This is a genomic window from Leucobacter luti (genome assembly GCF_004217175.1).
Classification (GTDB): Bacteria; Actinomycetota; Actinomycetes; order Actinomycetales; family Microbacteriaceae; genus Leucobacter; species Leucobacter luti.
Window position 1 is genome coordinate 594,209 of the sequence record NZ_SHKI01000002.1, and the last position, 19,837, is coordinate 614,045.

General features: G+C 67.0%; 18 protein-coding genes. 13 read left to right on the forward strand and 5 right to left on the reverse strand.

Features of this window, described 5'->3' with window-relative positions; translation table 11 throughout:
- The first annotated feature begins 6 nt into the window (after positions 1–6).
- A complete protein-coding gene (locus EV139_RS02475; protein WP_130452713.1) occupies positions 7–1,047 on the forward strand; it encodes an amidohydrolase family protein in 1,041 nt (346 codons plus the stop codon).
- A gap of 2 nt (positions 1,048–1,049) precedes the next feature.
- Positions 1,050–2,186, forward strand: a complete 1,137-nt coding sequence (locus EV139_RS02480) for a phosphotriesterase family protein (protein ID WP_241988942.1) — start codon at positions 1,050–1,052, stop codon at positions 2,184–2,186.
- 9 nt (positions 2,187–2,195) lie between these two features.
- Here EV139_RS02480 and EV139_RS02485 read toward each other — a convergent pair whose 3' ends face one another.
- Entirely contained in the window at positions 2,196–2,792 is a 597-nt protein-coding gene (locus tag EV139_RS02485) for a TetR/AcrR family transcriptional regulator (protein WP_130452714.1), read from the reverse strand.
- 241 nt (positions 2,793–3,033) lie between these two features.
- On the opposite strand from EV139_RS02485, the gene EV139_RS02490 reads away from it, so the two are divergent.
- Positions 3,034–4,632 carry a GMC family oxidoreductase gene (locus EV139_RS02490; protein ID WP_130452715.1) on the forward strand — a complete coding sequence of 533 codons (1,599 nt, stop codon included), beginning with the start codon at positions 3,034–3,036 and terminating at the stop codon, positions 4,630–4,632.
- A gap of 56 nt (positions 4,633–4,688) precedes the next feature.
- On the opposite strand, the gene EV139_RS02495 is transcribed toward EV139_RS02490, so the two are convergent.
- Complete coding sequence (locus EV139_RS02495; protein ID WP_206750805.1) at positions 4,689–6,200, reverse strand: PAS domain S-box protein; 1,512 nt, start codon at positions 6,198–6,200, stop codon at positions 4,689–4,691.
- A 266-nt stretch (positions 6,201–6,466) separates the two neighbouring features.
- On the opposite strand from EV139_RS02495, the gene EV139_RS02500 reads away from it, so the two are divergent.
- From EV139_RS02500 to EV139_RS02510, 3 genes are read left to right on the forward strand one after another with little or no spacing between them, the layout of a single operon-like run.
- The gene (locus EV139_RS02500) at positions 6,467–7,594 is read left to right on the forward strand and encodes an acyl-CoA dehydrogenase family protein (RefSeq protein WP_237465828.1); all 1,128 of its coding nucleotides are present in this window, start codon (positions 6,467–6,469) and stop codon (positions 7,592–7,594) included.
- A 47-nt stretch (positions 7,595–7,641) separates the two neighbouring features.
- On the forward strand, positions 7,642–8,028 hold the full coding sequence (locus tag EV139_RS02505) for a hypothetical protein (protein WP_130452717.1): 387 nt from the start codon (positions 7,642–7,644) through the stop codon (positions 8,026–8,028).
- The gene (locus EV139_RS02510; protein WP_198677417.1) at positions 8,021–8,770 is read left to right on the forward strand and encodes an SDR family NAD(P)-dependent oxidoreductase; all 750 of its coding nucleotides are present in this window, start codon (positions 8,021–8,023) and stop codon (positions 8,768–8,770) included. The genes EV139_RS02505 and EV139_RS02510 overlap by 8 nt, the downstream gene beginning before the upstream one ends.
- On the opposite strand, the gene EV139_RS02515 is transcribed toward EV139_RS02510, so the two are convergent.
- Positions 8,745–9,470: a response regulator transcription factor gene (locus EV139_RS02515; protein ID WP_130452718.1), complete on the reverse strand. Its 726-nt coding sequence runs from the start codon at positions 9,468–9,470 to the stop codon at positions 8,745–8,747. The genes EV139_RS02510 and EV139_RS02515 overlap by 26 nt on opposite strands.
- A gap of 224 nt (positions 9,471–9,694) precedes the next feature.
- Between EV139_RS02515 and EV139_RS02520 the strand changes: the two genes are divergently transcribed.
- From EV139_RS02520 to EV139_RS02545, 6 genes are read left to right on the forward strand one after another with little or no spacing between them, the layout of a single operon-like run.
- Complete coding sequence (locus EV139_RS02520) at positions 9,695–10,318, forward strand: flavin reductase (RefSeq protein ID WP_198677418.1); 624 nt, start codon at positions 9,695–9,697, stop codon at positions 10,316–10,318.
- Positions 10,319–10,351: 33 nt separating this feature from the next.
- On the forward strand, positions 10,352–10,663 hold the full coding sequence (locus EV139_RS02525; RefSeq protein ID WP_198677419.1) for a DUF485 domain-containing protein: 312 nt from the start codon (positions 10,352–10,354) through the stop codon (positions 10,661–10,663).
- Positions 10,651–12,273: a solute symporter family protein gene (locus tag EV139_RS02530; protein ID WP_130452720.1), complete on the forward strand. Its 1,623-nt coding sequence runs from the start codon at positions 10,651–10,653 to the stop codon at positions 12,271–12,273. Before EV139_RS02525 ends, EV139_RS02530 begins: the two co-directional genes overlap by 13 nt.
- Complete coding sequence (locus EV139_RS02535; protein WP_130452721.1) at positions 12,273–13,898, forward strand: AMP-binding protein; 1,626 nt, start codon at positions 12,273–12,275, stop codon at positions 13,896–13,898. The genes EV139_RS02530 and EV139_RS02535 overlap by 1 nt, the downstream gene beginning before the upstream one ends.
- The gene (locus tag EV139_RS02540) at positions 13,895–15,046 is read left to right on the forward strand and encodes a thiolase family protein (RefSeq protein WP_130452722.1); all 1,152 of its coding nucleotides are present in this window, start codon (positions 13,895–13,897) and stop codon (positions 15,044–15,046) included. The genes EV139_RS02535 and EV139_RS02540 overlap by 4 nt, the downstream gene beginning before the upstream one ends.
- Positions 15,043–15,633, forward strand: a complete 591-nt coding sequence (locus EV139_RS02545) for a Zn-ribbon domain-containing OB-fold protein (RefSeq protein ID WP_157992973.1) — start codon at positions 15,043–15,045, stop codon at positions 15,631–15,633. Before EV139_RS02540 ends, EV139_RS02545 begins: the two co-directional genes overlap by 4 nt.
- Positions 15,634–15,732: 99 nt before the next feature.
- Here the strand turns inward: EV139_RS02545 and EV139_RS02550 are convergent, their stop codons facing one another.
- Together EV139_RS02550 and EV139_RS02555 are read right to left on the reverse strand one after the other, a co-directional pair.
- Positions 15,733–16,563, reverse strand: coding sequence for a CPBP family intramembrane glutamic endopeptidase (locus tag EV139_RS02550; protein WP_241988943.1), 831 nt, complete (start codon positions 16,561–16,563; stop codon positions 15,733–15,735).
- 71 nt (positions 16,564–16,634) lie between these two features.
- Positions 16,635–17,261: a TetR/AcrR family transcriptional regulator gene (locus tag EV139_RS02555; protein ID WP_130452725.1), complete on the reverse strand. Its 627-nt coding sequence runs from the start codon at positions 17,259–17,261 to the stop codon at positions 16,635–16,637.
- Between the two features lie 163 nt (positions 17,262–17,424).
- Here EV139_RS02555 and EV139_RS02560 point away from each other — a divergent pair, with 163 nt between their 5' ends.
- Positions 17,425–19,746 carry an arylsulfatase gene (locus EV139_RS02560; RefSeq protein ID WP_130452726.1) on the forward strand — a complete coding sequence of 774 codons (2,322 nt, stop codon included), beginning with the start codon at positions 17,425–17,427 and terminating at the stop codon, positions 19,744–19,746.
- Positions 19,747–19,837 lie beyond the last annotated feature (91 nt).

Genomic DNA, 19,837 nt, shown 5'->3' on the forward strand with positions numbered 1-19,837 from the left:
AGGACCGTGATCGAGACCGTAACTGGGCCCGTGGCGGCGGCAGATCTGGGCCAGGGGCTGGCCGCCGAGACGCTGCTCCGCACCGGGGCGCCCGGGCGCGGAAATGCGGGGCGCCCCGCCAGCGACGTGGCGTTTGAGCGCGTCCCCGTTACCATCGAGGTGCTCGGGCGGGTGCTCCTCGGGGCCCCGAACTTGGACGACCAGACGCTCGCTCCGGAGGACGCAGAACGGGCACTCCGCAGCTATGCGGCGGTCGCCCGAGCGGCCGCCCCAGTGCCCGCCGAGGCGGCCGGCCCGGAGGTCGGCCCGCCGCGCCGGCCCCTCGTGGTCGCGCTCGCGGACCCGGCGGCGGGCGCACCGGCCGACTCGGCCACGCTCGCACGGCTCAGCCGGGACACCGGCGTGGCGATTGTCCGCGGTGTTCCGGGCGGCGCGCCCGCCGCCGGGCTGGGCCCCCACCCGGGCGGGGTCGTTGGTGCGATCGATCCGAGTGGCCCGGCCGGGATCGAGGCCGCCGCCCGGTCCGCCGCGGCTTCCGGGCGCGCGCTCGTGCTCGCGCCACCCGCCGACCTCGCGGAGGCGGGCGCTGCGCTCGAGCGGCTGCGGGCTTCGGGGCTGCGGGGCGCGCGTGTCATGCTCACGGGCGCCGCGCACCTGATCAGGCGGCGCCGGGGCGCCGGGGCCGGGGTCGGCGTCGACCCGGCGCGGCTCGACGCGCTGATCGGGCTCGCGGCCGCCACGGGAGCGACCGTCTGCTTCGATGAGCTTGGCCGGATTCCCACCGTGCGCACGGTTGTCTCCGATCACGACGTCGCACTCGCGATCCTGCGCTGCGCGGAGGCCGGCCTCGGTGCCGGGATCACGCTCAGCGTCGGAGCGCGCGCGAAGCACCGGCTCACTGCGTTCGGGGGCAACGGGCTCGAGTTCGTCGCGCAGCAGTTTCTGCCCTACCTCGCGATGCTGGGCGGGGATCCGGCGCTTCGGGAGGCCGTCGGCGGCGGCACCCTGCGGCGTCTCCTCCAGCGCACCGATTCGAAGGCAGTGTGAGCGTGACCCAAGACCAGCACCCCGCCGCGCGGCGTCCGGCACCCGCGCGGACTGAAGTCCGACTCGATGCACTTGAGATCCCCGATCGCACCGGTCTCGTCCAGACCGTGCTCGGTGCGGTCGCGCCCGAGCAGCTCGGCATGACGCTGATGCACGAGCACCTGTTCCTCGACATCCGCCGGCCCGCCCACTCGCCGAACCCGCGGCCGGGGGAGTGGGACCCCGCGGCGCAGCTCCCGCTCACGCTCGACACGCTGGCCGCGGTGCGCCGCGGCCAGCCGAACGCCGAGAATGACATCCTCGGTGACGAAGCGCTGCTGCTCGACGAGGTGGGCGACTTCGTGCGACAGGGTGGCGGCACGATGGTCGAGGTGACGCCCCGCGGGGTGGGCCGTGACGCGGCCGCGCTCGCCAGGCTCAGCCGCGCCTCCGCGCTGAACATCGTCATGGGGAGCGGGTGGTACCAGCGAGATCTGCTGCCGCGCGGATTCGCTGAGCGCAGCGTCGCAGAACTCACCGCCATGATCGTCGCCGATCTCGTGGCCGGGGTCGACGGTACCGGGATCAGGTCGGGGATCATCGGCGAGGTGGGCGCCGAGGGCGCCCCGATCCACCCGGAGGAAATGCGCAGCGTACGCGCGGCGGGGCGGGCGGCCGCGCTCACCGGCGCGCCGATTACCCTGCACATGGGCGGTGCCGGCGACGAAAAGCTGCGCGTGCTCGACGCGCTCGAGGCCGAGGGCGCAGACCCCGCCCGGATCGTGTTCGGTCACGCGGGCACGATCGCGGATGAACCGGAGCTCGCGCGGCGCCTGCTCGCGCGCGGCGTGTTCGTGGAGGCCGACTTCCTCGGCACGACCGGGAGCCCCTGGGGCACGCTGTTTCCGTTCACCGACCGCGAAGTGGCGCGCGGGTGGGCCGAGCTTGTGGCGGACGGCTGGGGTGCCCAGCTGCTCCTCGGGGGCGACGTCTGCCAGCGCGTGCAGCTGCGGCGCTACGGCGGTCACGGCTACGGCTACATCGTGGACCACTTTGTGCCGACCCTCGCCGAGTTCGGTGTGGCCGAGCCCGACATCAGGCGGATGCTGCACGAGAACCCCGCGCGGGCCCTCACGTTCGGGGCGCCGGCACCCCGCTGAGCGCCGCGGCTACTCCGCGCGGCGCAACCGGGCGATGAAGTCGGTGACCTGGGCCTCGAGCACGTGCGCATTGAGGTGATCGGGGCTGACGACCCGCACTACGGTGGCGCCGATATTGAGCATGATGATCTCGTCGACGAGCTGCTCGTCCGGGGTGGGGGTGAGCACGTCGCCGTCGGCGCGCCCCTCGGCGAGGTACTGCAGGTACCCGGCCTTCCACGAGTCGAGGTGTTCGTCGTAGCCGCCGTGAATCTCGGGGCTGAACGCGCACCGCTCCCAGAACGAGAGCAGCACGCGCGCCGCGGTGGCGTCTTCCTGGTCGATGGGCAGGGTGAAACGCATGAACATCTCGAGCGCCTCGATCCCGCGCTTCCCCGCCGTGTGCGCGGCGAGGCGGTCACCCAGGTTGTTCAGCGAGCGCTCGTACGCGCCCTTGATGATCTGGTCTTTGCCCGAGAAGTAGTGCTTCAGCGCACCGTTCGCGAACCCGGCGCGGGATGCGATCTCGCGCATCGTGGCGGCCTCGATGCCGCCCTCGACGATCAGCTGCCAAGTGACATCGACAACTTCCTTGCGGCGCTGATCATGATCTATGACTTTTGGCATTGGCGCTCTCCTGTGGGCGGACACAACTTTATATCCTCCACTGTAGACATAAAACCTTCGGGGTGGAGAATCTGGTGCCGCCCGGACCTCCGTGCTGCGCGCGAGCCAACTTGCCCCGCGGGGCAGTCAAGTTGACAATCCGGGCAGGTTTCCCCCGGGTGGCTCGACCGTGACCTCCCCGAAATGCCATCGTCATACAGAAGCAGTGCGCGGCGAGGAAGCCGCCCCGAGAGGAGTCATGATGTCGGAACAGTCCAACACGAGCCCGCGCCCCGAGAGCGTCATCGTGGTGGGTGCCGGATCCGCGGGATCCGTCGTCGCTCGCCGCCTGGCCGATGCCGGGGTCGCCGTCACCATGATCGAGGCCGGGGGCGAAGACACGAACCCCGCTATCCACGACCTCAGCCGCATGGGCGAGCTGTGGCACAGCGCCGACGACTGGGACTACTACACGACGCCGCAGCCCGGCGCCGCCGGCCGCCGCCTCCACCTGCCGCGCGGCAAGGTGCTGGGCGGGTCGCACGCGCTGAACGCGATGATCTGGGTGCGCTGCGTGCCGCAGGACTTTGACCACTGGGCTGCGCTGGGCAACGACGGGTGGGCGTGGGACGACGTGCTCCCCGTCTACCGCGAGATCGAGAGCTACTCGGGCGGCGCCTCGGAACTCCGCGGTGGCGACGGCCTGCTCGACGTGACCGACGACTACGAGCTCTCGCCGATCCAGCAGTCGATCATTGACGCCGGAGTGCAGGAGGGGCTCGCCCACAACCCCGACTACAACGGAGAGTCGATCGAGGGGATCTCGCAGCAGCAGATCACCGCGCGCGACGGGATCCGGCTCAGCACCTACGTGGCGTACCTGAAGCCGGTGCGCGATCGCGTGACGATCGAGGTGGGCTGCCGCGTCGATGAGCTGCTCTTCGCTGAGGCCGAGGCCGGCGGCGACACCGACGGTGCCGGAGCCGCCGCGCCCCGCGTGATCGGCGTCCGCGTCACCCAGAACGGTGAGACCCGGGACCTGTTCGCCGACGAGGTGATCCTCGCCGCTGGCGCGATTGACTCGCCCCGCGTGCTGCTGCGCTCCGGGATCGGGCCCGCCGACGAGCTCGCGGCCGTGGGAATCACGCCGCGCGTCGCCCTCCCGGGCGTGGGGAAGAACCTCCACGACCACCTGCTCTCGCCCGTGATTTTCGCTACCGAGAAGCCGATCGGTCCGCCGCAGTCGGGGGTCTCTGTGACGCAGACCCACCTGTTCTGGAAGAGCCGGCCGGAGCTCGACCGTCCGGACACGCAGCCGATCAATTTCTCGGTGCCGATGTACGGCGAGAACCTCGAGCCGCGCGGAGACGACGGCCTCAGCTTCATGGCGGGACTCGTGACCCCGCAGGCGCGCGGCGAGATCACGCTCTCCGGCCCTGGCGCTGAGGATCCGCTGCGGATCAACCTCGACGCGCTGGGCCACGAGGACGATGTCGCGTCGCTCGTCGCCTCGGTGCGTCAGTGCCGGTCGATCGGACGACAGCCCGCGCTTGCAGCCGACCCGGCCGACGGCGGCTGGGGCGCGACCGAGGTGTACCCGGGACCCGAGGTGGGCGACGGCGACGACCTCGTCGAGTACGTGCGCCAGACCGTCGCGACCTACCACCACCAGGTCGGCACCTGCAAGATGGGGGTGGACGACCTCGCCGTCGTCTCGCCGCGGCTCGCCGTGCACGGCGTCGACGGGCTGCGCGTGATCGACGCATCCGTGATGCCGCGCGTGACCACCGGCAACACGAACGCGCCGTCGGTGCTGATCGGGGAGCTCGGCTCCCGCTTCGTGCTCGCGGGGGAGCGCTAGCGGCCGAGGCTGGTCGGGGCTGGCCGCCCGGGCCGGGGGTGGGAAGTTCCTGCCGGTCAGCCCGTGTGAGTTGCCAGCGGAAAAGCGAATTCGAACACCGCGCCGTGCGGGTGGTGCTCGTATGCGGCGATCTCTCCGCCCTGCCGCAGGATCACTTGATGGCTGAGTGCTAGGCCGATCCCGTGCCCGCCGCTCTTAGAGGAGAACGCGCCGTCAAACACCCGTCCGCCCGGCACATGATTCAGCCCTCGGCCAAGATCGGTCACCCGAAACAGACCGCGTCCTTCAGCCGAATCTTTCGGGTCCGTGCGGTGTGCGGTTTCGACCCGCACCGCACGATACTCAATGGGCCAGTCACGCATCTCCTCGATAGCGTTGAAACACAGGTTGAGCATGACCTGCCCGGTGAGTACTCGCTCGCAGCGCACTGGGACCGCGACGCCAGAGAGCGCGAACGTGACGTCGACCTGGTGCTGGGCAGCGCGCGTCTCGACCAGTGGGCGGACCTCGGCGACGAGGGCGTTCAGATCGATGAGCTGTGACGACGGTTCGAGGCTGGTGACATACCTGCGGAGACTCTGCAGGATCTCCCCGACCCGCGCGAGTTGACCCTGAGCTGCCTGTATTCCGGTGAGCAGCGTTGCCGTCTTGACATTCCCTGAACGGTGACGCTGCTCCACACCAGCAAGGAAGTTCGAGGCGGCGGAGATCGGCTGTGCGATTTCATGTTCAATCGTGGTGGCCATATCTCCCATCGCGTTGAATCGCGCGAGGTAGTTGAGATGCTGAAGCTCACGTTCACGGCGGATGTCCTGCAGTCGAGGCTCCGTGACATCGTGAAACAAGAGCAGATACCCGGTGACGTTGTCGTCAGATATGAATTGGCAGCTCCCCGACACCCAGCTTGCGGTTGCAGTCCGGTGTCGTGTCGCTACACGGAACGGCTGTGAACGGCCGAGCTCCCTACTGCGGGTAAGCGCCAGGCTGAGCGCGGAGCGGCCATCCGCATCAAGCGCGTCGAGCAGGTTCGAAGCGATGAGCCCTCCGCGCTCTGCGCCGAGGAGCAGCTCGGCGGAACGGCTCGCGTAGGTGACCGCATCATGCTCGTCGACGATGAGGATACCCTCATCGGTCTGACCGATAAAAGTGGCGAGCGCTGCCCTCGTGCGCGATAGGGTCTCACGGGTACGCTCTTCGTGTTCAATGTCGCGGAACTGGACCATCACCACCGTTGATTCGCTGAGAGTGACTCGCGTCGCAATCGCGTCAGTAAGCGTCTCCTTACCCGACTTCGAACGGTACTTCCATTTGATCCTCGCGCTGCCCTCGTCGGCCGCACGCTGTAGCCACTCGACGCCGCGGGCTCTGCGGTACATCTCACCGAGCCCGCTCATATCGTGCGCCTTCAGGGGGAGGAGTTCTTGCAGCGAGAACCCGAGGATCCTGAGTGCGGTGTGGTTCGCCCACAAGATGTTCTTCGACGCTGCGTCGTGAATGAGAATGCTCAGCGGGCTCGCGTCAAGCAACCGCTGAAGGTCGCGCAGCGAGAACGTGGGAACCGAGGCCACATCATTGACAGCCATGCGTCGATTGTCGCACGCAACTGCGCCGCGGTGAGCTATCGCGACGTGGCGCTGGCTACGTAGAAGCCTTAGGGGTGTTGCAGGAATCCCGGGTTCGCCGCCAGGGGCTCCGCACTGTTTCCGCCGGGGCGCTCGACGTAGCGTCAGATTTGGGAGTTCAGCGACGCCCCTCGGCGCGGCTCCACAGCACTGCCCCACAACGCCCGGAAGGACTGAACGTGAATACACGAGCGAATGATCAGGCTCCGAGATTGATCGACCCGAGCGAGGCCGCGTTCACAGCGATGCTCGCGCAAGTGGAAGCGCGGCGGAGAGAGTTCTCCGAACTCCGGCACATCCCGCGCGACATGGTTGACGAGTTTATCCGCGTTGGGCTGTTTCGCGCCGCGACCCCGGCGAAGTTCGGCGGTGACGCGCTGCCCCCCGCTGAGTTCCTCCGCAAGATCGAGCGGATCTCTGCGGTTGACGCCTCCGCGGGCTGGGTCGCCAGCTTCGGTTCGGCGCTCGTCTACTTCGCCTCGCTGCCGCTCACCACACAGGCCGAGCTGTACCGCGACGGCCCAGATCTCGTCTTCGCTGGCGGTCTGTTCCCGGTGCAGGAAGCGATGTCTGAGCCCGGCGGCTACCGGCTTAACGGTCACTGGCGGTTCGCGAGTGGCTGTGCTGCTGCCGACATGCTCGGCGTCGGTATCTCAGGGGGGCAGGACACCAAAGGGAAGCCGCTCACTGCGCTACTCAAGCCCGAAGACGTTGAGATCGTAGAGAACTGGGACGTGCTCGGGCTCGAGGGCACCGGGAGCAACGAGCTCCGCGTCGTCGACAAGTTCGTCCCCGAGGAGTATACGTTTGTGCGGGGTGGCGACGTCAACGTCGACGAGCCGCTGTTTCGCTATCCTGCGATTGCCTACGCCGCGCAGGTGCTCGCGGTGGTCAACCTCGGCGTGGGGCGTGCCGCACTCGACTATCTCACTGAGGTCGGGTCTGGCGGCAGCGGCATCACCGGGGCGCCGCGGCTCGCAGATCGAGCGTACTTCCGCATCGAGCTTGCGAAAGCCGAGTCTCTGCTGCGCAGCGCACGCGCATTTTTCTACGAGATCACCGAGACAGCCTGGGAGATCGTGTTGCGCGGTGACCCACTTGACGACCGGACCGCCGGATTGCTCCGGCTCGCGGGCACCGCAGCAGTCAAAGCCGGTTGGCAGGCGACCCAGATCGCATTCACGCTTGCGGGGACGGGGGCCATCTACAACGGGCACCCGCTGCAGAAGATGCTGCGGGATGCCGCGGTGCCGCCGCAGCACGCATTTCTCGGGGATGGGATCTTCGACAGCGCGGGGTCAGTCCTCACCGGCGGGACTCCATTCCCGGGCTTCATTTAGGAACGGCCCGATGCCCCGCCATTATTACGACCAATTGGAGCTTCTTCATGACTGCAGCTGCACCTCTCCGCGTGCTCTTCTGCATCGGAATCAACCAGAACTTTTTTGATCTGCCCGCTGGCGACGGCGGTGCCGTGTGGCAGGCGACCCTCGACCTGCTGGAGAAGACCTCGCGGCATCCTGGGATCACGTATATTGCCGACTTTGACGACGACGCCCAGCAAGTCGGACCATCGTACGGTTGGCCGTGGACCGCGTACATGCTCGCCGACGTTGATTCGCAGGCCACGGTGACTGAAATCACGAACCTGCTGCGCACGATTCGTGTGGGCGAGCACGCACTGTGGAGATACGCGAAGATCGAGGCACGGATCGGTCGTCCGCTCACGGTTCGCGATGACGTGACGCTACCCACGGGGTCAGTACATGGCTGAGGGGGTGGCCCGGGTTGCCGTGGTGACGGGGGCCGCGAGCGGGCTCGGACGCAGAATTGCGCACGCGTTCGCGGCGGCGGGCTACCGCGTCGTGGTCACCGACATTGACGGGCGCGGCGCCGCTGTGGCGGCCCGTGAACTTGCGGCCGTCACCGGCGCGCTCGGTCTCGAACACGACATTCGCGTGAAAGCATCGTGGGACGAGGTGCTGAGGCGCAGCAACCAGGAGTTTGGTGGCCCTATGGTGCTCGTGAACTGCGCGGGGCAGACGCTCTTCGGTGACGCGCTCGAGGTTTCGCCGCGCGATTTCTCCGCCGGGATCGAGCTAAATCTCACTGGGACGTTCATTGGGTGCCAGGTGTTCGGCCGCTTCTTTGCTGAACAGGCGACCGGGCGCATCATCAATATCGCCTCGCTCGCCGGCCAGAACGGCGGCACCGCATCAGGGATCCACTACGCCGCAGCAAAGGCGGGGGTGCTCGCACTCACGAAGGTCTTTGCGCGGGAATTGGCAGCACGCGGGGTGACCGTAAATGCGATCGCGCCCGGCCCGCTCAATGTCGCGGCGGTGCGGGACGCCCTGAGTACTGGGCAGCTGGCTGGCTTGGAACGGGGGATCCCCGTCGGAACGCTGCTATCCCCTGATTTTGTGGCGCAGACTGCGGTCTTGCTCGCCAGCGACGAAGCGATCTCAACGACCGGGGCGTGCTGGGACATTAACGGAGGCCTGCTCCTGCGCTAGCGGTCCGGCGGGTTTCGCGAGCAACTCTCGTCTCCGTGAGCCCGGCTTCAGTGAGTACATGTTCTGGTTCGAGACCCGCCTGCAGCAGATCCCGCACCAGGTGGGTGATGCTCGCGGCCCCAGTCTTCTCCCGGATACGGGCACGGTGCACATCGACGGTCCTCGTGCTGATTCCGAGCGCGAACGCGATGACCTTGCTCTGCTCGCCCTCGAGCACGAAGCTGAGTACCTCGCGCTCGCGCGGCGTGAGCGCGTCGATGAGTGCGGTGAGTCTCGCACGTTCATGCGCGGTCTTGTGGAGTGCGCGGGCACGCGCGAGTCCGTCCTGGACGAGGTCTACGAGCTGCTGCGGTTCGTAAGGTTTTTCGAGGAACGTCAGAGCGCCTGCCTGGAGTGCCTGCACAGACATTCTGATGCTCCCGTGCGCGGACACGAATATGGTTGGAATCTTAATGCCGCGGTCGCGCAGAATCTCCTGGAGTCGGAGCCCACTCAGTCCCGGCATGCGAACGTCAGTGACGAGGCAGGCCACGACGGCCGGATCGAACTCCGCGAGGAAATCCGCCGCCGAGTTGAACGAGCGCGATGGGATTCCGACCGACTCGAGGAGCCACTCGAGTGAGGCACGCAGCTCGTCGTCGTCGTCGACAATGAACACGCGCTCGCGCGGGGCGGCTTCTTGCGGGTGGGTGAGGGACATTGATCTCCCGTGTCGACGCTGACGGATACTCCTGTCAGTCAGAGTACGACACGAGGGGAGTCCGGCCTAGCAGTAGGGGCGCGAGCTAAAGGAACCCGTAGGTGTGTATGCGCGACGAACAGTAGGGGCGAAGTCATCGCGGATGGGGCGGGTGTCAGCGCGTTCATAGGCTGTGAAACACGGGGATTTCCCGGACGAAGCTATCAACACACAGGGGTGTTCACATGACTTCAGCGCAGCCAGATCAGTTGTCGTTCCGGGAAGCGATGGCGAGCCTCGCGTCGGCGGTAAGTATTGTCACCACTGCCGGCCCAGCTGGTACCGGAGGGATCACCGTGAGCGCGGTGAGTTCGGTCACCGATACACCGCCGACCATCCTGGTGTGTGTAAATCGGTTAAGTGGAATGCACGCGGCATTCCGGGGAAACGGGCGGCTCGCGATCAACCTCCTCTCCGGGGAACAATCGCAAATGGCACTGCATTTCGCCGGCGCGACGCAGGTGCCGATGGCGGAGCGGCTGTCCTGGCCCGACTGGGAGACCAGCGACGGCCTTCCCGTGCTTCGTGGGGTGGTGGTCCGGGCGACCGGGCGGATCGTGCGCGACATCGAGGTGGGAACGCACTCGGTGTTTTTCGTTGAGCTTGACCGCGTTGAAACCGATACCGAGCAGCTCGGGCTCGCCTACTTCAGGCGGACGTTTGTACCCGTAGCCGCAGCCTCCCGGCAGGGAAGTACTTGGCAGTTCTACGACGAGTGGTCAGATCCGGGGCTCGCCTCTTCGCTCTCGCAACCGATACACGACGAGGCATACCGCACCGGTGGCGCCTCAACTGCGATCACCACCTGAATCCAGACCGCCGGCTTTGAAAGGAGTCTGATCGTGTCGTATCCAAAAGACATAGGCCCGGCAGCGACGCCGGACCTTGAAGAGTTCGTTCGACGAAACCATCGAGTGCGCTTTGGCCTTGCCGCGATTGTGCTCGGTTTCTTCCTCCCGCTTCCGATCCTCGGCGGGTTCACGCCCGCGCTCGACGCCCACATTGGGTTGGGCATCACGGTGGCGTGGGTCTATGCGTTCGCTCAGTTCGTTCTCGCCCTGGTCGTCGCACAGTATTACATGCGTCGAGCTCGGCGCTCTGACGCCGCTGGCGAGCGACTCATCGAGCGGGAGGGGGAGACATGGACGCCGTAACAATCGCGATCTTCGTGCTGCTGGTTGCGGCGACGCTCCTGATTACCTACCTTGCCGCAAAAAGGAATAGGTCCGCCGCCGATCACCTGGTCGCTGGTGGTCGGATCAGCGGCAGACAGAACGGTCTCGCGATCGCGGGCGACTTCATATCGGCGGCCTCGTTTCTCGGAGTGACCGGCGCGATCGCGCTCTCTGGGTTCAACGGCTTCTACCTCGCCGTCTTCGTGCCCGTCGCGTTTGTGCTGGCTCTGCTGCTCGTCGCTGAGCCGCTGCGAAACCTCGGCAAATTCACGCTCGCTGACGTGCTCGCAACGCGCTACCCGGCGCGCAACGTTCGCGCAATGATGGCGACTACCTCTGTGGTGATCAGTCTCGTGTACTTGGTAGCGCAACTCGTCGGAGCCGCGTTACTGATCTCGCTGATGTTTGGTCTCCCGTATTGGGCGGCCGTATTGGCCATCGGAGGTCTCACAACGGTCTATACGCTCCTCGGGGGCATGGTTGCGACCACCTGGATTCAGATCGTGAAGACCGGGATCCTCCTCATCTGCGCCGCCGTGCTGTTCGTGTTCGTTATCGGCGAGTTCGACTTCAACCCGTTGCGCCCGTTTGCCGATGTCATGGTCACCCTCGGCGACCAGTTCGTTGCGCCGCACCGAGGCAGTGGGCTGCAGAACTTTGACCAGCTCTCGATGACCATCGGCCTCGTGTTCGGAGTCCTTGGGCTTCCGCACGTGATGATCCGATTCCTCACGGTACCGAATGCGCGTCAGGCCCGCTCCTCCGCATACACCTCAATCTGGGTGTTCTTCGTGTTCTACGCGATGGTTCCGGTGCTGGGGTACGCCGCGACGCTGCTGGTCGGGGCCGACGCGATCACCGCCAGAAACCCCGGGGGTAACCTCGCAGTGATGCAGCTCGCGGAGGCAGTGGGGGGAAAGACCCTGCTCGCGATCATCGCCGCCGTTGCGTTCGTGACGATTCTTGCGGCGCTCTCCGGACTCGTCATCGCGACATCAGGCGCAATCGCTCACGACCTCTACGGTCAGGTGCTCCGACGCGGGAACGTGACGGCTGCAGCACAGCTCAGGGCAGCTCGAATCGCCACTCTCGCGACGTCCATCGCGGGTGTCGCGGTCGCATTCGCAGCTGAGCGCCAGAACGTCGCCTTTCTCGCAAGCCTGGGAATGTCGATCGCCGCGGCAGCAAACCTGCCAGCGCTCATGCTTACGATGTACTGGAAGCGGATGACCAGCGCGGCCGTCGTCGCTGGCATGTCCGTGGGCCTCGGCGTGTCAATCGCGGTGATCCTCCTGAGCCCGATTGTGTGGGGTGAGACGGCGCTGCTCGGGTTTTCGAACCCGGCACTCGTGGCCGCCCCCGTTGCCCTGGGAACCTCCCTGCTCGTCGCGCTCAGCTCACGCCACAATGCCGGCGATGCGGAGCGTGCGAGCGCTGCGTACTCCGACATGCGCGCGGCCGCATTCGGGCCACAGCGAGCCAGTTTGGTTGGCGGTGACGGTTCGTCCGCGGCACAGCAGCCCGCAGCCGTGGCTCGCTCGGAGTCGGTGACCAACGCGACGCCGGTGACGCCGCGGGAGGAGCTGTGATGACCGACATCGCGGCCCCCGTCCCGGCCGAGCGCACGGTGCCGTGGATGCTCCAGCGCGCCGCTGAGACGCACGGGTCGGCACCGCTCTTCAGCTTCGGCGACGCGAGTGCGAGCTACCAGCGGGCATGCGAGATCGCCGGGCACGCCGCGTGGCGCCTGACACATCAGTATGGCGTCCGCCGCGGTGACACGATTGTCCTAATCCTCCACAATCGCGTCGAGTTTCTCGAGATCGTGCTTGGCGCGGCCTGGGCGGGGGCGGTGAGTGTTCCGCTCAACACTGCGGCGATGGGCGAGCAGCTCCGCCATATGCTCGAGAGCGCCGCGGCGAACGTCATCGTGGTCGAGCAAGAGCTTGCCGTGCGGGTGCGCGATGCGCTCGCTGCAGTTTCCGCGACGCCGAGGCTGGTTGTCCTCACCGATCCCGCGGCGCGGGTGACTCGCGGTAGCGAGAACAGCGTCGACGCTTGGGAGCCTATCTCGCACGGCCCAGTGACCGAGCCCCGGCTCCCGCCGGCCTCGGTGCGGCCGGGCGACCCGTTCGTGGTGCTGTACACCTCGGGGACGACCGGAGTGTCAAAGGGTGTGGTGTGTCCGCACGCGCAGTACTACTGGTGGGCGTACCACAACGCGTCCCTGCTCGAACTCGGGCCAACAGACGTGCTCTTCACGACGCTCCCGCTCTTCCATACAAACGCTCTGAGCGCACTGTTCCAGGCGGCGCGGGTGGGTGCGAGCGTCGTGTACGAGCGACGATTCTCAGCCTCGGGGTTTGTCGACGCGATAGAACGCGCCGGGGCCACCGTGACCTACCTGCTCGGCGCCATGGTACCGATACTGCTCACAGTGCCGCCGCGTCCGGAAGACCGCGAGTCACCGCTACGGCGGGTGCTCGCCCCCGGCGTCCCAGAAGTGCAACTGCGCGAGTTTGAACAGCGCTTCGGGGCTCGGATCGTCGACGGCTTCGCATCAACCGAATCGAACTTCGTGATTGGCTCTCGCGTGAGCGAGCGTCGCCCAGGCCGGATGGGCACCGTGCAGCGGGGGTTTGAAGCGCGCGTGGTGGATCCGAACGATGCGGAAGTGCCCGACGGTACTCCCGGTGAGCTTGTGCTTCGTTCACGCGAGCCGTTCGCGTTCGCGCTCGGTTACCGTGGACGCCACGACGCGACGGTTGAGTCGTGGCGAAACCTCTGGCTACACACCGGCGATCGGGTGGTGCGTGACGCGGATGGGTTCTTCAGCTTCGTGGATCGGCTGAAGGACGTGATCCGGCGCCGGGGTGAGAACATTTCATCGCACGAGGTCGAGGCCGCCGTGCTGACCCACCAGGAAGTTGAGGCGGTCGCGGCGTTCCCAGTGCCGTCCGAGCTTGCGGAGGACGAGGTGATGATCGCGGTCGTGCGTGGTGAGGGCGACACACTCACCCCCGCCGCTCTGCTTGACCACGTTCGTACGCGACTTGCATACTTCGCGGTGCCGAGGTTCGTTGACTTCGTTGACGAGCTCCCACTCACGGAGAACGGAAAGGTACGCAAGTTCGTCCTCCGCGAACAAGGGGTGAGTCCAGATACGTGGGATCGTGAGGCCGCAGGGTACGAGCTTCGGAGGGACGGCTCGTGAGGGAGCGGGCGGTGGTGGTCGCGCCGGTGACCGTGCCCTATGTGCGCTATTCGCAGCGAGGGGCCCCGTACTTTATCGGTGCTGCGATTCATTCGCTGTGCGAGGCGGCCGGTATCGGAGTCCCGGATATTGATGGGCTTGCGCTCGCCTCGCTGACCATGGGCCCCGACTCAGCCGCGGGCATTGTGGATCACCTCGGTATTGAACTCGACTGGCTCACTGAGGTGACCGTGGGCGGCGCCGCTGGGATCGTGGCGCTGCGTCGCGCGGTGACTGCAGTAGACGCTGGAGACGCGGAGATCGTGGCGTGCGTCGGCGCCGACACCAATCGCCCGGGGCAGCTGAACCGTCTCACCTCGGAGTTCTCAGGCTTTACGCGAGATGCAGTCTCGCCCTACGGCGCCGGCGGGCCGAACGGTGTGTTCGCGCTCATCACTCAGGTGTTCATGCGCGACACCGGGGTCACCGCCGAGGACCTGGGGAAACTCTGCGTGGCCTCACGGCTGAACGCCGCTGCAAATCCGCTCGCGCTGCTCCGTACCCCGTACACGCTCGATGAATACCTGACGTCACGGCCGATCGCAGATCCGCTGCGCCTGCTGGACTGCGTCATGCCCTGCGCGGGAGCGGAAGCATTCCTCGTGATGAGCGAGACGCGGGCTGAGAGTCTCGGGCTGCGACCCGTGCGGGTGCTCGCTTCGTTTGAAAGCTACAACGACTTTCGGAACGACCCCGTGGCGACTCGGGGTGGGTGGGCGCGGCACGCGGCGGGGCTGTGGGCGCGGGCGGGGGTGCAGCCGGACGACGTCGATCTGGTGCAGAGCTACGACGACTACCCGGTCATGGTCGCCATGCAGCTTCGAGATCTCGGCTTTGCGCACGAGGGAGGCATCGCGCAGTTTATCCGCGCGCAGAGTTTCACCGTCGACGGCAGCTTTCCTCACAACACTTCCGGGGGGCAGCTCTCGAGCGGGCAAGCCGGATTTGCCGGTGGTTTCCTCGGGATTACTGAAACGCTGCGGCAGCTCACCGGTGCCCCGCTGGGCAACGCGGTGAACGGAGCGCGTGTCGGGGCAGTATCCGGCTTCGGGATGGTGAACTTCGACCGTGGGATCGTGTCGGGCGCGGTCGTCCTGGGGACACCGTGAAACTGGCGCGGGGATCCGCTTGGGTCGATGCCACCCTGTACGCGATCACGGGTGACTTCGCACTGCAAGTCGATGAGACGGGTCGGGCGTGGTATCCGCCGCGCGAACTGGTACCGGGCGCTCTTGCGGGCAAGCTTGCCTGGGTCACCGTCGCCCCGCGGGGCACGATCCTAGCAAGCACACACCTGCACGTGCCAGGGGAGCCGTTCTCTGGCGAGCATGGACCGTGGCCGATCGCGCTCGTCGCGCACGATGCCGGCGCCCGTGTCATCGCTCATCTGCTCGATCCCCTGGAAGCTGGTGAACTGGTAGAGCTCTCGCTCCGACTCGACCGCACGGGGCGTCCGGCGATGTGTGCGAGCGAGCTCGGCAAACCGGGGCTCGACAGGGGGAGCCGCCAACCTCCGCGAGTTGGCGTCGCGGAGGAGTTCCTGTGGGGCGTTTCTGGTGCCGACGTGCGCATCCTCGGGGCTGGTCCGCACGCGAAGCGGATTGGGGACGCGGCGCTCGCCGCCGGCGCCCGTCTCCTCCCCACTGGCAGCGATGGATTCGAGCTCGCGTGGCCCCTGCGAGTCGACTTCGATTAGCCAATCGCGACGGAGTCTCGGCTCCCGCTTCGTGCTCGCGGGGGAGCGCTAGCGGCCGGGGCTGGTCGGGGCTGGCCGCCCGGGCCGGGGGTGGGGCAGCTACCCCCTGAACGCGCCGGTGCCCGAGAAATCTGGCACCGGCTGCACCCGGCCGCGAATGAAGCAGAGCAGCACGAGGCCCACCGCGATCACCGCAAAATTGCCGAGTCCCGCGAATGCCGTGAGTGCTCCAGCTGCGGGGTCGCTCGTCTGCAGGAAGATTGACGGGTCTGTGGTCGCGTGCAGGAGAATTGGCCAGACGAGGTTGCCGGTGACGCGCAGCGCGAGGTACATGCAGATGCCTAACGCGAAGGTGTAGAACACCTGCACAGCCGTGGTGAGCAGGCCCTGCCCATCCAGGATGTTGCCCGAGTGCAGTGCAGCGAACACGGCCGCGGAGACGAGCGCCACGGCGATTTCCCGGTAGCCCGCCCGGCGCATGAGGGTGACCACGAAGCCGCGCGTCAGCACCTCCTCGGCGAAGCCGATGAAGAGGCCCGTGACGAGCCAGGCCACCACGACCCCGGCGCCCGCTGCGGTGTAGTCGATTGTCGCGAAGCGCAGCGCGTTGAACAGCAGCACCGCCGCCACGGCAATCCACATCCAGCCACGCCCGCGGATTGGCTGGCGGCCGAAGAGCTCGCGCAGCCAGCCAATCGAGAGCGCGAACGCGACGAGAATCACGCCGCCAAGCAGGATCGGGAGGCCCGTGAGGATCAGAACCTGCAGGCCCGGATCGGTGACCCCGGTTGCGAGCGGGAGAACGAGGATCCCGCCGAGCTGGTACAGCGCGTAGTACGCGACTACGAGCAGCAGTGACCGCCACCAGCCGCCGGCGTTCCAAAATCGTCGCCACGCGGACGGCTCTGCATGCTCAGCGTATTCAGACACGGGTCCCCCTTGTGTGTGCGGCCGCGCGCACTGCGGCATGGGAATAACCTACGTCGCGAGGCCCGCGGCGCTCAATAGGTGGGAGTCGTGTCGTGCAGCGGGTGGCCCGGTTCCACGATGCTGCCGAGGAGCGAATCGAGGGCTGCGATCATGCGCGCGTCGGTTGCGAACTCCGGCATGAGGAGCTTGATCGTTTGCCAGCCCATGTTCGCCGCGGCAATCTCGTCGGAAGCGGTGATCGGCTCGACCCCGGGTGCGAGCTCGCCATCGAGCTCAGCCTCGGTGAGGAACTGGAGGATCCGCGCGCGCCACTGTTCGGCGTGAGCGCGCTGCGTGATCCAGAACGCTCGGTTCTGTGCCGCGTGGTTCCAGAACGCGAGGGCGACCCGGGCGTGCTGCGTTCCGGCTTCACCGAGCGGCAGTACCGTGACGCACATGCTGCGCAGCGCGGCGATTCCGCGCTTCCCAGCGGTTGACGCCGCGATCCCGCTGTCAGCCTGGGATCGCGTCCGCAGGAATGCGGCTGTGAGCAGGCTTTCCTTGTCTGGGAAGTAACGCGCGAACGCGCTGTGGGCGTACCCGGCTTCGGCGGCGATGTTGCGCATGGTGAGCTGATCGAATCCGTCGCGCGCGATCACCTGCCACGCAGCGCCGGCGATCTCGTCGCGGCGGGCGTCGTGGTCGACTATTCGGGGCATCTGCGGCTCTCAGTGCGCTCGGTGGCGAGTGTGGTGACCGGATGGTCGTCTTCCAGCCTACGTTATTCTCCGGCTGTAGAAAGTTATATATCCGTGACATTTGAGGTGCGGCCGATCGCTACTGTTTAGTGACCAGCTGTTCTCTAAAAGATGTGGGGATGCAATGCAGCGCTCAGAATCACGCGGGTACGAGGGCTTTCAGGGGCGCGTCTCCGAGTTCGCGTCCGAGTCCACGCCCTGGTATCCGCCGCGGCCACGGGCCCGCGACGGCGCCCCAAACATTGTCGTCGTGCTCGTCGACGATCTGGGGTTTAGCGACCTCGGCCCGTTCGGCAGTGAGATTCACACGCCCCACGTCGACGCGACAGCGGCCGACGGGTGGACCTTCACGAACTACCGCACTGCTCCGGTATGTTCGCCCGCTCGCGCCGCGCTCCTCACCGGGATGAACCCGCACCGTGCCGGCTTCGGCACGGTTGCTCACGTCGATCCGGGGTATCCCGGGTTCACCTGCGAGCTTCCCGAAGACGCCGCCACCCTCGCTGAGTCCCTGCGCGCCGGCGGCTACGCGACCCTCATGGTGGGGAAGTGGCACCTCACCGTCGAATCGCGCATGCACGACGCAGCGGATCGCTCCTCGTGGCCCCTGCAGCGCGGCTTCGACCGGTATTACGGGTGCATGGACGGCTTTACCTCGCTGCATCATCCGCACCGGCTCGTCCGTGACAATTCGGTGATTGACCGAGAGAGCTTCCCAGAAAACTACTTCCTCACCGACGACCTCACCGACGAGGCGCTCGCAATGATTGACGAGGTGCGCGCGAACGCGGCGTCGAAGCCGTTCTTCCTGTATTTTGCGCACGCGGCGGTGCACGGCCCGGTGCAGGCGAAACCCGTAGACATCGAGGCCCAGCGCGGCCGGTACGCGGCCGGGTGGGACGCGCTCCGGGAAGAGCGACTTGCGCGCCAGCGGCGCCTCGGCATTGTGCCGGCGCACGCCAGCCTGCCCCGGGGGGTGCTCGCCGACAGTGAACAGATCCAGAGCTGGGACGAGCTCAGCGATGACGAGCGGGAGCTGTTCGCCCGGCACATGGAGGTGTACGCGGCAGCGGTGACGAGCGTAGATGAAAGCGTTGGTCGGATCCGGGCCCGATTGAGTGAACTCGGCGAGCTCGACAACACCATCATCGTGATCGCGAGTGACAACGGGGGGACAGCCGAGGGGGGCCCTACCGGGACTCGGAGTTACTTCTCACAGTTTGTCGCCGGGCTCCCACTCCCGGCAGGCTGGGTGCGGGATGTACCGCGCGACATCGAGTTGCTCGGCGGTCCAAGGGTACACGGACACTACCCGGCGGGCTGGGCGCGGGTGTCAAACACCCCGTTTCGCGCGTTCAAGGGCTCCCTGTACGAGGGCGGGGTGCACGCACCGCTCATCGTCTCGTGGCCGGAGTCGCTGCGGCGGGGTGCCCTCACGGGTACCCGGGAGCAGCACATCTTTGTCTCAGACCTCACTCCTACTCTGCTCGACCTCGCCGGAGTTGCGCCGCTCGCGCATCGGCACGGGTCGCCAACGCAGGAGTTCGACGGTGCGAGCTTCGCGCCTGCCCTGGGCGACCGCGCCGCGCCTGGCCGGGAGAAGCAAATGTTCGAGCTGTTCGGTGCGCGCGCTCTGGTGTCCGCGCCGTGGAAGGCGGTCGCGCCGGCGCCGCCCACGCCCGAACAGGGGGCGGCCGGGGGCAACTGGGAGCTGTACGACCTTGCGCGCGACCCCAACGAGACTCGCGACGTGGCTCGCGAGCACCCCGAGATCGTTGGCGATCTCGCGCGCACCTGGCTTACCGAAGCCTGGCGCAACACCGTATTTCCGCTCAACGACGACGGCTCGCTGTTCACGGTGCGTCCGGAGACCGAAGCAGAACTCTCCGAACCCGTCACGCTGCCGCCGTTTCGGCCGCCGCTCGAGCGGTTCAGATCCGCAAAGCTCACCGTATTGCGCTCGTTCGAGGTGCGCGCGGAGGTGGAGGTCGGACCCGCAACCTCGGGAGTGATCGTGGCGCACGGCGACCAGGGGGGCGGGTATCTGCTTGCCCTCGACGGCGGAGTTCCGCTGGTGTCCTACAACGCTTACGGCGACATGCACCGGGTGCGCGGTGTTCGGCTCGCGGCCGGGGTCCGCGAGATCGTCTTGAGCTGCACGGAGCTCGACGGGTTGCGGTGGCGAGTGACCCTGCACGTCGACGGTGAGCCGGTTGCCGAGCTGTCGGAGGTGCCAATGCTGCTCGGGATGGCGCCGTTTACCGGGATCAGCGTGGGCTACGACTACGGCGGCCCCGTCGACTGGGAACTGCACGAGCGCCACGGCATCTTCAAGTTCAGTCGCGGCGTGCTGCGCCGGGTGCGCTACGTCCCCGGTGCGACATCGCACTTCGACCGCACCGTGATCAGGCGTATCGACGAGGCGGTTCTCGCGGTTGCGGACTGAGCGCGGCAGTGCAGCCCTGCTCCGCCCCGCTCTGAAACGTCGCACCATGAACACCACCCACACTCACCCACACCACCCACAGTGAAAGGAA